The sequence below is a fragment of the Cytobacillus oceanisediminis genome, from assembly GCF_007830235.1.
In the GTDB taxonomy this organism is placed as follows: Bacteria; Bacillota; Bacilli; order Bacillales; family Cytobacillaceae; genus Cytobacillus; species Cytobacillus oceanisediminis.
Genome location: NZ_VLKI01000020.1, coordinates 14,004 through 26,765, shown reverse-complemented (window position 1 = coordinate 26,765; position 12,762 = coordinate 14,004). Strand labels below are relative to the sequence as shown.

The window sequence follows — 12,762 nt, the reverse complement described above, 5'->3', positions numbered from 1 at the left end:
ACTAGAGGCAATGCCTGTTTCAGAGAGAAACCTACGAAGTGTTCTTTCGTTAAATCATCATGTGAAAATGCTTTCAGCCAGCGGCATCTTCTCTCTTTTCATGTGGGGTTTAACTACTCTTCTCCATCAATGGTTTATCGAAAAGCGGAAGCGCCTTGATCAGGGGCGGCAACAAGCCGGCGGGAAGGTTGTACTTTACCTTCTTGCTGGGTTGACTTATGACCTCGAGCTCCTAGGCGCTGCAGCTAGACATTTAATTGTTATATGTCATTTTATTTATATTATAATACGGAGCATCTTCATCAATGTCAAGACCGAATTATATTAAGAGCGCTCCAGCTTCTTTTTCAGCTTGCGGACATCCTTTAGCGTTAACCCAAACTCAGAGGCAAGCTCAATCATATTCGAGCTTTGCTCTTTCTGGATAAAATCATGGAAATCAAGTCCAAAAAGCTGATTTTCCCCTGATTGAGCCGACATTCCTTTATCTCCAAATCTCATAGCATTCACCCTTTGTTATGTAGTCTGCTTTATTCTTTCCATTTATAAAAGAAATGTTTCATAATCCGGCAAAAATTTAATCTTCTGCTAAAATTGCCGACTTAAAAACCGATAAAAAAGGGGAATTTGTACTCGAAGCAGAAGTAATTTTAGGAGCAGGAAAAAACATGATTAGTACCAAAGTTATCTTGACTATCAGGGGCTTGTTTGTTTTTCTTTTATATAAGGAAAAGTAAAAAAGTTTTTGATAGTAACTGAATTTACCGCGAAAGGAGGAAATGTATTGCAGAAAAGGAGATCAATCATTCTGGCGTTTTGCTTTATCCTTATGGCCGGATTAATACAGCTGGAGGAACCGGCAAAGGCTGAGGGAACAGCCGTAACGATCAGCACTCATAATCTAAATGTTCGTCAAGGCCCTGGCTTAAGTTACCCTATTTTAGGACAGGCCCAAAAAGACGACCGATTTAACATACTTTCCCAAAAAGGAGAGTGGATTGAAATCGATTTTAAAGGAAAAAAAGGCTGGGTAGCCAGCTGGCTCGTTTCCTTAAATACTTCCGGCCAGGGAACTTTAGCAGAGACCGCAAATAGTTCACAAGCAATAGTCGCAACAGATGGCCTAAGGGTGCGAAAAGGCCCTGGTACCGGCTATGCTGTTCTGGGAACAGTCCATAAGGGATCTTCCTATAATATACAAGATAGTGAAGGTAGCTGGGTTAAGCTCCAAACACCCTATGGTGATGGTTGGGTTTCCAGTGAATACGTCCAGGTCAGCAGCAAAAAGAAAAATACTTCAAATGTCAGCACCAGCAAAACCGGGAGGATTACAGCAAACTCGCTGAATATCAGAAGCAAACCTTCGCTTCAGGGCGCTGTAATCGGTAAGCTTAATACTGGAGACATCGTAGCAGTTACTTCACAAAATGGCAGCTGGACAGAGATTTCATTTTCAGGAGATACCGGCTGGATCAGCAGCCAATATATTAAGTTGCAAAGCCCTCAATCAGGGGGAAGCAATACGAAACAGCCTAATAGTGGACAAACAGGCACCGTTACCGCTACAGCTTTGACAGTCAGAAATAAAGGTTCATTAAATGGGAAACCTATAGGTTCTGTTTCAAAAGGGCAATCCTTTACCATTCTTGAGGAAATGAACAATTGGTCAAAAATAGAGTATCAATCCGGATCTTACGGCTGGGTGGCAAGTTGGTTTCTTGAGAAGACAGCAGCGAAAAAATCTGGTTCTTCCCAGCATCCTGTAAATGGAAGTACTGCAGTTATTTTACATAATGGATCAAACATCAGAAAAAGCGCCAGCACCCAATCTTCTGTCATCCACAGGGCAAATAAAGGAGACAGCTTCGATATTATCAGCCTGCAAAATGATTGGTACGAACTACGTTTGCCAAACGGTGAAACCGGTTATGTGGCCGGATGGATTGTATCTGTGAACGGTTCAGCCCCTAAAGTGGAAAAGCCGGGTGCAGAAATACATTTAAAAAATAAAACCATCGTCCTGGATCCTGGCCATGGCGGCAGAGATAACGGGACTACAGGGGCTAGAGGAACACTGGAAAAGACCCTTACGCTAAGAACGGCACAATTGCTCTACGATAAATTAAGGGCTGCAGGAGCGAATGTCATTCTTACCAGAAACAGTGATTCTTATCTTCCTCTTCCCTCTAGAGTAGGTGTCTCCCACTACCATAATGCCGATGCTTTCATTAGCATCCATTATGATAGTATTGCGGATCGTACTGTAAGGGGAATGACAACCTATTATTATCATTCCTTTCAAAAGAATCTGGCAGCGAATATCCACTCCAATGTAACCTCCTTGACAAACTTAAGGGATCGTGGTTACCGGTTGGGAGACTATCACGTGATAAGAGAAAATAAACGTAATGCTGTGCTTCTGGAGCTTGGTTACTTGAGTAACCCTGCTGAAGAAATCCTTATCACGTCAGCCCACTATCAGCAATCTGTTGCTGCAGGAATTTATCAGGGACTTGCACGTTATTTTAAAAACTAGAACAAAAAGCCCCAGCCAAATTGGCCGGGGCTTTTGTTAGAGAAAAAACAATTCTATGAAAGAGCTGCTGGATTAAACTAACAGGCAGTATGCCTCCATACAAAACTTAGAGCAATCCAAATTCAAGTAGGGAGCACTGCCCATATGGCACGATCGGTTCAACTGGCAATCAGTTCAAAAGGCGCAATGATTTTAAAGTTTCAGCTTATTTGCTTTCAAGAATCAAAGTAACAGGGCCGTCGTTGGTCAGCTTAACATCCATCATGGCGCCGAATTCTCCGGTTTCTACCCTCAGTCCTTTTTCTTCTAAGAACCTGTTAAGTGCTTCATAAATTTTTATAGCATGGTCGGGCTTTGCCGCTTCCATAAAATTCGGGCGGCGGCCTTTCCGGCAATCACCATATAGTGTGAATTGGGAGACTGAAAGGATTTCACCCTCCTGATCCAGAAGGGATAAGTTCATTTTCCCATTTTCATCTTCAAAGACACGGAGATTGGCAATTTTATCAGCTAAAAAAGCAGCATCTTCTTCGCTATCTTCATGGGTGACTCCAACGAGCAAAACAAACCCTTTTTCGATGCTCCCAACGGTTTTGCCGCCAACTGTTACGCTGGCTTTTTTGCTTCGCTGCACTACAACACGCATGCTATCTGCTCCCTCTAGTTCATTATTCTTCTAACGGCATATATGTCAGGGATTTGTTTAATCCGATCAACAACCTTTTGCAGGTGGCTAACATTGTGGATCGCGATAGACATATTGATTGTCGCCGCTTTATTGCGGTCAGAACGTCCAGATACGGCAGATATATTGGTTTTCGTCTCATTTACTGCCTGCAATACTTCATTTAATAATCCCCGGCGGTCATATCCGGTAATTTCAATTTCAACATTATATTCTTTCCGGTCATTTAATGCAGTTTCCCACTCTACCGGTATTAGCCTTTGTTTCGCATCATCTGTATCGATATTTGGGCAATCAGCACGGTGGACAGACACCCCTCTGCCTTTTGTAATAAATCCGACAATTTCATCTCCCGGAACCGGATTGCAGCATCGGGAAAGACGAATCAGCAGGTTATCAATGCCTGAAACCCTGACACCGGATTCGCGTTTTTTTGCAGATGGGAACGTCTTCAGCTCGGAAACAGCATTTGTAATATCAGCGGTTTGTTCAAGATCGCGTTTTTTGCGCCATTTCTCGGTAAGCCTATTTGCAACCTGCAGAGCTGTTACCCCGTTATAGCCAACAGCAGCGTACATATCTTCCTCACTGGCAAAATTGAACTTTTCAGCAATCTTTTTAACATTATCAGGAGTTAAAATCTCCTTCAAATCAAAATCCATATTTCGGATTTCTTTTTCAACAAGCTCTTTCCCTTTTTCTACATTTTCTTCTTTTCTTTGCTTTTTAAAGAAGGTCCTGATTCTGTTTTTAGCCTGGGTTGTCTGTGCAAGCTTAAGCCAATCCTGACTAGGTCCGTAAGAATGCTTCGATGTCAATATTTCAATGATATCGCCCGTTTTCAGCTTATAATCAAGAGTGACCATCTTGCCATTCACTTTAGCGCCAATCGTCTTATTTCCTATCTCAGAGTGGATTCGATAAGCAAAATCGATCGGCACTGAGCCAGATGGAAGCTCAATGACATCCCCTTTTGGAGTAAATACAAAGACCATATCCGAAAATAAATCAATCTTCAGTGATTCCATAAACTCTTCAGCATTTACTGCGTCATCCTGGAATTCCAGTATTTCGCGGAACCAGGTCAGCTTTTCTTCAAAGGAAGATCCTTCATTCACTCTTTTGCCTTCTTTATAAGCCCAATGAGCAGCAATACCAAATTCTGCAATTCTGTGCATATCAAAAGTACGGATTTGAACTTCAAGGGGATCGCCTTTCGGGCCAATAACCGTAGTATGAAGAGATTGATACATGTTCTGCTTAGGCATGGCAATATAATCTTTAAAACGGCCAGGCATAGGCTTCCAGCATGTATGGATAATGCCAAGCACAGCATAACAGTCTTTTATACTGTTCACAACAATACGGACTGCCAGCAAATCATAAATCTCATTGAATTGCTTGTTTTGAAGGGCCATTTTACGGTAGATGCTATAAATATGTTTAGGGCGGCCTGATATTTCGGCTTTAATAGAAACTTCAGCCATCCTGCCCCGCATGACATTAATAACATCATCCAAATATTCTTCACGTTCCGCTCTTTTCTTCTTCATCAGATTAACGATCCGATAGTATTGCTGCGGATTTAAATATCTAAGAGCTGTATCTTCCAGCTCCCATTTAATTTTTGAAATTCCCAGCCTGTGGGCCAGGGGAGCGAATATCTCAAGCGTCTCATTGGAAATGCGGCGCTGCTTTTCAGCCGGCAAATGTTTAAGAGTCCTCATATTATGAAGGCGGTCTGCGAGCTTAATCAAAATAACACGAATATCCTGCGCCATCGCTACAAACATTTTCCGATGGTTTTCAGCCTGCTGCTCTTCCTGGGATTTATATTTAATTTTTCCTAGCTTTGTTACTCCATCGACAAGCATTGCCACTTCGGCATTGAAGGCTTCCTTAATATCCTCTAATGAGACTTCGGTATCTTCAACCACATCGTGAAGAAAACCGGCTGCGACCGTAGATGGATCCATCTCCAAATCTGCCAGAATCCCGGCCACTTGAATGGGATGGATAATATAAGGCTCACCGGATTTCCTATATTGTTCACGGTGGGCATGCTTGGCAAACTCGTATGCTTTTTTTACAAGCTCTGCATGCTCATCGTTTAAGTATTCTTTTGCCCTGTCGATGACTTGCTCGGCGGTCAGAACTTGATCGTTCGCCATGGAATCACCTTTATCTCACTAAATTTTATGCAAATGCATAATGCTTGTTCTCTTTAAAAAATTCTAGTAAACAAATTTTATAATTAATAAAAAATTAATGATTGCTACTATTATCGAAAAAAAAAGTGAAGATGTAAAGGGATAGACTGTTATTTTTATGGGAATAACAAAAATTTTGTCGCATTTTGCTGGAAATTCTTTTTATTTTTCCATTATTGGCAATGGAAGCCCTTTATATTGGGAATTTACCGGACACCCAAAAATTAAATAAAAAAGAGCGCCCGTTTCGTCCGGCGCTCTCCTAAAGTATAATTGCAGGTTTTAATATTGCATTAATGTCAGGATATCGTATTTATCCAGTTTTTTACGGCCATCTAAGTAAGTTAATTCGATTAGGAATGCAATCCCTGCTACCACTCCGCCAAGGTCTTCGACAAGCTTAATTGTTGCATCAATCGTTCCGCCAGTTGCCAGCAGGTCATCAGTGATCAAAACTCTTTGTCCAGGTTTGATTGCATCTTTATGAATAGTTAACACATCTTTGCCGTATTCAAGGCCATAGTTTACCTTGATTGTTTCGCGCGGAAGCTTCCCTTCCTTGCGCACAGGCGCAAATCCTACTCCTAAAGAATAGGCTACCGGACAGCCAATTATGAAACCGCGCGCTTCTGGTCCGACAACCAGGTCGATTTGTTTTTCACGTGCATATTCAACAATCTGATCAGTCGCATATTTATAAGCATCGCCATTATCCATTAATGTTGTAATATCTTTAAACTTTATTCCCGGCTTTGGCCAGTCCTCAACAATTGTTACATACTGTTTTAAGTCCATTTTTCTTCCTTTGCCTCCTCAAATTTAACAGCCTCTTGCATAATTTCATCAAACCAGTCTTTGAGCTGCTGAAAGGATGAATAGAGCAAATCGCTCTCAAGAGTATATTGTGCCTGTTTTTGCTGATAAGTTCGTGAATCAGCCAAATCACGTTTATTTGATGTATCAGTTAAGGAAATAACACCATTGTTAATTTTAACAAAATCCAATTCAAAAAACACTTGTGACATAAAATCTACCGTTTCTCTGCTCCATCCCTTATGCTTGGCAATATCATTGCCATACCGCTTTACATCAATGGGACCTTTTTTAGCAAGCAGCGCAAAATACCATTTAAAATGGTCCCTGGTCGGCATCGTACTGAAATAATCACTATCTTCTTTATAAAAATGCGCATAAATTCTAGCAGGATTTTTACCCGAGAATAAATTGGACAACATTTCTTTTGAAGGAGGCAAGTCTGCCAAAACAATATTTGCATGATCCAGCTCTATAGATGCAGCTTCTTCTATAGAATTTATTTTGACCATTTTTCGGCCGGCATATGTCCTAAATTTGGGAATGTTCTCATCGTTAAAGAATATCCATATTGTGTTTTGCTCAGGAATGACGCTTTGTAGCCTTTCAAGCCGCTTTACACTGCGTATGTCGAACAGCTGCCAAGAGTGTACTGCCATATCCTGCAAAAAGATTTGCGGCTTTTTGTTATTATTCCATTCATTAATCGATAACTCACCAATAACAGATAGCTTGGAATAAGGTGAAATGTGTTCATATAAATGCCCGAGTCCAAATCCAATCCCATCAAGGGAAGAGCCTTCGTTTTCAATTGTTACTTTAATATGATTCTGTTCGGAACCGATTTTTCTCATGCCAGCAATATTTGCATCTTTAATCATAATTTTCGGTTTGGGGTTTCCCATCCCATATGGAGAAAGCAATTGCATTTCTTCAATTGAGGACAGACTGATATCTTTGAGATCAATGACCCCATCCAGCGTTGTTACCGGGATAAAGTCTTCTTCTGTAAGCTGGTCATTTGCAAGTATATTCAGCCTGCTGCGAAGCTCATTAACTGAGTTAAGTTCCAGCGTCATCCCGGCAGCCATTGGATGCCCTCCAAAATGGGGAAGAATATCCCGGCATTCAGATAGATTTTTAAATAAATCAAAACCTTCTATGCTTCTGGCAGATCCCTTTGCCTGCCCTTTTTCAGAATCAAAGCTAAGGACGATTGCAGGCCGATAGAACTTTTCTACAAGCTTGGAGGCTACAATCCCGATAACTCCAGCATTCCATCCTTCCTTGCCCACAACAATCACAGAATTTTCGCTGATTGGAAATTTGGTTTCAACTTCATTAATAGCTTGTTCTGCGATATCATTGACAATAGCTTGTCTTTCTTTATTTAACTGTTCAATTTCCTCGGCAATTGTTTGAGCTTCATAAGGATCATCAGTCAATAACAAGTCGACTGCAGGATCTGCGCTTTCCAGCCTGCCGACTGCGTTCAGGCGCGGCGCAATCGAGAAGCCGATGGTTTCTTCCGTAATGGCAGGAAGCTCAACCCCTGCTACTTTAAATAAGGCAGTTAAGCCAATATTTTTAGTCGACTTAAGCTTTCGGATCCCACGCTTTGCAATCAGCCTGTTTTCTCCTTTAAGTGAAACGAGATCAGCAATTGTGCCTATGGAAGCAATTTCTAAAAGGTGGGCTGGCATTTCACCATATAACGCATGAGCAAGCTTAAATGCTACCCCAACACCTGCCAATTCCCGAAAAGGGTACTTGCTCTCAGGATGCTTCGGATGGATAATCGCCAATGCTTCAGGAAGCACTGGCCCGGGCTCATGATGGTCCGTTATGATCAGGTCCATTCCCAGCTCTTTTGCAGCTCTCGCTTCATTAACTGCTGATATGCCTGTATCTACCGTTATAATTAAACCAATGCCTGTCTCAGCGGCATGTGTAAAGGCAGGTATATTAGGCCCATAGCCTTCGGTAAAACGATTCGGTATGTAGAATTGGACATTGGCCCCCAGGTCCCTTAGTGCCATCATCATGACAGAGGTACTTGTGACGCCGTCCGCATCATAATCACCAAATATTAAAATTGGCTCCTGTTTTTCAATAGCTTCTTTTATTCGGGAGACAGCTATATTCATATCTGTCATTAAAAAAGGATCATGAAATTCCTGGTCTTTATCCAATAAAAAATACCGTGCTGATTCAACGGTATCCATTCCGCGATTTATTAATAACGACGCAACAAGAGGAGCAATATTCAATTCTTTTGCAAGCTGCTGTACTTTGTCTTCCTGTGTTTGCCGAACAATCCATCGCGTTCTTGAATGTAACATACGTTCACCCCTCAGCTTATTAATTATACAAGAGGGGGACTGGCGTTTCAATAATAGAAAATCGGGATATTCCATACATTTTTGGAAAAAGAAAAGCGTGAGGGGAATGTGTGGATTGGGCCTATTGCGGCTCATCTGCACTATTTCTTCAGGAACTGCAGGCTAGTCCTCTGTAATACTATAAAAAAAGTATATTTTACTTAAAAAACGTAAAAATCATCCCTTAACATGAAATGCTTTAATAGAATTGCAAAAAAAGCATTAACTCACTAAAATTAACACGTTTTATTATTGAATATCATCAACTTTGGGATATATATTAACAACTTCCATAATATTTCATCATCTTTGGTTATATATCATCGTGAGCTTCCCTAATTTATTGGCCGACAAAATTCTAAAAAGGGCTTGAACCAATAGCCCAAGCCCTACCCTCAACTAATGAATATCCCTGTTCAATCTTTTTCCAATACTTCTTTGCCGCTATCTTCCGGCTTGTCCTGTTCCGCTTTTAGTTTGTCATTTTCTTTTTTAAGCAATTTCACTTGCCTTTGCAAGGAGTACATGCGAACAATGCCGACTGAGCCAACAATGAGTCCGCCCATCAATACTGAACTTAGGATCACCAGAATTAATGGCCATTTGCTTTCCCCAAATAAATAATTTACCGTTACATCATCGACATTGATGACTGCAAATACTGCTACTATTAAGGCAAATAAAAAACCAAATAGTAAAGCCCATTGAAATTTCATAATCCTCTCTCCCCTTACGTATGTCTCTGGGTTACCTTTCTTCACTATACGGGTTAATATGGACAAAGACATTTTGCACACTTTCCAGCTCAAGCAATTTGCGTTTAACCTCTTTGCCAACCCGGTGCCCATCCTCCACGGTCATATTAGGGTCAACAGACACTTTGATATCAACAATCACATAGTGGCCGTGTTCTCTTGCATGCAATTCGTCAATTCTTTTTACATGGTTTACAGTTTCTGCAGTTTTGCGCATCTCCATTGTATCTTCCTCATGGAGGACGTGATCAAGAGTACTATGAATCGATTCTTTCCCAAGATGCCATGCCATTTTAATGACCATAAGCGATACAAGCAGCCCTGCAACAGGGTCGGCATATTCAAGCCACTCGATTCCCGTTTTTCCGCCGAGCACAGCACTCCCAATCCCTATTAAAGCGGCGATAGAAGAGTACACATCTGACCGATGTTCATAAGCATTAACAATTAATGCATCACTATTAAGTTTCTTTCCCAAATTGAACTTATACCGAAACATCGCTTCCTTTATAATTATAGAAATTATAACCGCAACAATGGCAATGCTCTTAGGAGGTTCAATCGGTGAAAAAAATGCTTCAAATGATGATCTGCCTATTTCTATCCCAACCAGGAATAATAAAACGGCAACTATTATGGCTGCGATCATTTCAGCCTTTCCATGCCCATATGGATGGTCCTCATCAGGCGGCTGCTTTGCGGCCCTCAATCCCAAATAAACAGCAAAGGAACCTGCGACATCCGAGGCAGAATGTACGGCATCCGCTACCAATGCCTTACTCCCGGAATAAACGCCAATTCCCCATTTGAGAGCAGCAAGTGCTATATTGCCGACGATGCCAATCATCGCAGCAAATTCAGCTTTTTTAAAACGATCATTTTTTTCCAACGTTAAACTTCCTTCCTCCCTGGACTTGTTGTTAGTTTATCCTATTTCACGGAATCATTAACCTTTTTTGCTAAATAGAAGCGTTAAAATGCTTCTATTTTGCCAGCTTTAAATTGTATATTTCACTAATTCGAACAAGCAAAAACCCCAGGCATTTAGCCTGAGGTTTTTCTAATGTAAGACATTAAACTTGCGGTTCGTCACTGCTTTTCCGTTTTTCTTTAACTGTTTTAATAACGCCTTTTTTCTTCAGCTCTTTACCTTTCCAAACAGCCCATAATTGTGCTGCAAGGAAAATGGATGAATACGTTCCGGCAATCAAACCGATAAGGAGCGCAAAGGAGAAGTTTCTGATCGACTCACTTCCAAAAATAAGCAATGCCACAACGGCAATTACTACCGTCAATACTGTATTAATGGAACGGCCAAGCGTTTGGCGCAGGCTTCGGTTTACAACATCCGCAATATCCTCAAATGTCTTGAGCTTTTTCTTTTTCTGCATATTTTCCCGCATCCGGTCAAAGGTAACGATTGTATCATTAATCGAATAACCAACAACTGTCAATACCGCTGCAATGAAAGTCAGATCCACTTCAAGCCGTGTAAAACTAAATATAGCGATGATAAAGAATGCATCATGGAGTAAAGCAATAACCGCCGCGATGGCCATGTAAATTTCAAAACGGATTGTAACATAGATTATAATGCCAACTGAGGCTATTACTAACGCAATTAGCGCATTTTTGGCAAGTTCTTTTCCGACAGTCGGAGAAACCGTGCTGACATTTGGTTCGGCACCGAACTCTTTCTTGAAGTGTGACTTCATGTCAGCAATCTCGTCTTTTGTAAGAACATCCTTTATTCTGGCTACCCCAATTTCTTTGTCGTTCCCGGAAATGACAATATCATCTGTTTCAAGACCAACTTGAGACATTTGTGTTTGCACTTCTTCTTTAGTCAAAGAATCATTTGCAAGCAATTCAATACGTGTTCCGCTTGAAAAGTCAATTCCCAGATTCAGACGAAGAACAGCAAGAATGATTATTCCGGCAGCAATCAAAGCTCCAGAAAGGACAAAGAATTTTTTTCGGTGTGCAACAAAGTCGAACTTATCATACTTCGTAGGCAAATCAAGTGTGTCAAAGTTTTCTGCAATATCCTTCATTTCATTTTTCTTGACGCCAAACCATCCTGGCTTATTATTTAAGAATTTGCTATTTACCCATAATCCAAGCAATAGCCTTGATCCATATACAGCTGTGATAAAGCTTGCCAGAATACTAATAATGAGCATGGTTGCAAATCCCTTTACAGAGCTTGTCCCATAAAGGAATAATACGGTAGCGGCAAGTATGGTTGTGATATTGGCATCAAAGATTGTAGAAAGGGAATTTTTTCCTCCAGCCTGGAAAGCTGATTTGATCGTCCTTCCCACTTTCATTTCTTCTTTGATTCTCTCGTATGTGATGATATTCGCATCGACAGCCATACCCACCCCTAAAATAAGTGCGGCGATACCTGGCAATGTCAATACCCCATTCATCCAGTCAAATATAAGTAAGATGAGATAAATATAAAATGATAGTGTGATTGTTGCGATAAGTCCTGGAAAACGATATACAGCAATCATGTAAAGGAATATAATGGCTATTCCAATTATGCCGGCAAGAATGGTCTTATCCATTGCCTGTTCCCCGAATTTTGCGCCAACCGATGTGGAATATACTTCATCAAGCTGTACAGGCAGAGAACCAGCATTCAATAAGTCTGACAGCGTTTGAGCTTCATCAATTGTAAAGTTTCCGACAATGGAAACCGTATCCTGGTTAAAAATTTGGCTTACTTGGGGTGCAGATAAATATTTTGGATCTTGCTTCCCGGCTTCAGCTTGGAAGGAATCTTTGCCTTCCTCAAAATCAAGCCAAATAACAAGCAAGTTATTAGGAGGTCCCATATTGACAATTTTTTCTGTTACATCTTTAAATTTGCTTGCGCTTTTCAGTTTCAAGGAAACACTAGGTTTGCCATTTTCGTCAAAGGTTTGCTTTGCTCCGCCTTCTGCAAGGTCGGATCCATCCATCATCTTCTGGTCATTAACGTCCCTGAACGAAAGATTCGCTTCCGTGGAAAGGATCTCCCGGGCCTTGTTTTGATCCGTTACTCCTGCAAGCTGTACCCGTATTCTATTATCACCCTCAATTTGGATATTGGGTTCACTGACCCCAAGGACATTTATCCGTCTATCCAGAGCTTCAGCAGTACTTGCTAAAACTTCTTTATCAATCTTTTGGCCATCTTCAGCTGGAGAAACTTCATAGAGCACCTCAAAGCCGCCCTGCAAATCGAGGCCAAGCTTAATATTTTTTAAAATGTTGTTTGTCGTTGCCCCAGCCAAACTCCCTATCAATAAAACAATCAGGAAGAAAGCAACGATACGGCTGCGCTTTACCATTATATATAAATCCTCCTTAGCTACTCGCCCGCTACAGGCAT

General features: G+C 41.1%; 9 protein-coding genes and 1 other annotated feature (1 of these 10 cut by a window edge). Of the genes, 1 reads left to right on the top strand and 8 read right to left on the bottom strand.

Going from position 1 to position 12,762, the window contains the following annotated elements:
* Positions 1–139: a binding site (T-box leader), on the bottom strand; it reaches 102 nt to the left of the window's first position.
* A 185-nt stretch (positions 140–324) separates the two neighbouring features.
* Complete coding sequence (locus IQ19_RS28185; protein ID WP_199749530.1) at positions 325–501, bottom strand: hypothetical protein; 177 nt, start codon at positions 499–501, stop codon at positions 325–327.
* Between the two features lie 283 nt (positions 502–784).
* Here IQ19_RS28185 and IQ19_RS22545 point away from each other — a divergent pair, with 283 nt between their 5' ends.
* Positions 785–2,536: an N-acetylmuramoyl-L-alanine amidase family protein gene (locus tag IQ19_RS22545; RefSeq protein WP_144545321.1), complete on the top strand. Its 1,752-nt coding sequence runs from the start codon at positions 785–787 to the stop codon at positions 2,534–2,536.
* A 205-nt stretch (positions 2,537–2,741) separates the two neighbouring features.
* On the opposite strand, the gene dtd is transcribed toward IQ19_RS22545, so the two are convergent.
* The 7 genes from dtd to secDF form a co-directional block, all read right to left on the bottom strand.
* Entirely contained in the window at positions 2,742–3,182 is a 441-nt protein-coding gene (gene dtd / locus IQ19_RS22540; RefSeq protein ID WP_144545319.1) for a D-aminoacyl-tRNA deacylase, read from the bottom strand.
* Between the two features lie 14 nt (positions 3,183–3,196).
* Positions 3,197–5,392 (bottom strand): RelA/SpoT family protein, encoded by a 2,196-nt coding sequence (locus tag IQ19_RS22535; protein WP_144545317.1) that lies wholly within the window; start codon positions 5,390–5,392, stop codon positions 3,197–3,199.
* A gap of 321 nt (positions 5,393–5,713) precedes the next feature.
* Entirely contained in the window at positions 5,714–6,226 is a 513-nt protein-coding gene (locus IQ19_RS22530; protein ID WP_144545315.1) for an adenine phosphoribosyltransferase, read from the bottom strand.
* On the bottom strand, positions 6,217–8,586 hold the full coding sequence (gene recJ / locus IQ19_RS22525; RefSeq protein WP_144545313.1) for a single-stranded-DNA-specific exonuclease RecJ: 2,370 nt from the start codon (positions 8,584–8,586) through the stop codon (positions 6,217–6,219). The genes IQ19_RS22530 and recJ overlap by 10 nt, the downstream gene beginning before the upstream one ends.
* Positions 8,587–9,041: 455 nt before the next feature.
* The gene (locus tag IQ19_RS22520; RefSeq protein WP_199749529.1) at positions 9,042–9,341 is read right to left on the bottom strand and encodes a LapA family protein; all 300 of its coding nucleotides are present in this window, start codon (positions 9,339–9,341) and stop codon (positions 9,042–9,044) included.
* 31 nt (positions 9,342–9,372) lie between these two features.
* Positions 9,373–10,269 carry a cation diffusion facilitator family transporter gene (locus IQ19_RS22515; RefSeq protein WP_144545311.1) on the bottom strand — a complete coding sequence of 299 codons (897 nt, stop codon included), beginning with the start codon at positions 10,267–10,269 and terminating at the stop codon, positions 9,373–9,375.
* A 184-nt stretch (positions 10,270–10,453) separates the two neighbouring features.
* Positions 10,454–12,721 (bottom strand): protein translocase subunit SecDF, encoded by a 2,268-nt coding sequence (gene secDF, locus IQ19_RS22510; RefSeq protein ID WP_144545308.1) that lies wholly within the window; start codon positions 12,719–12,721, stop codon positions 10,454–10,456.
* Positions 12,722–12,762 lie beyond the last annotated feature (41 nt).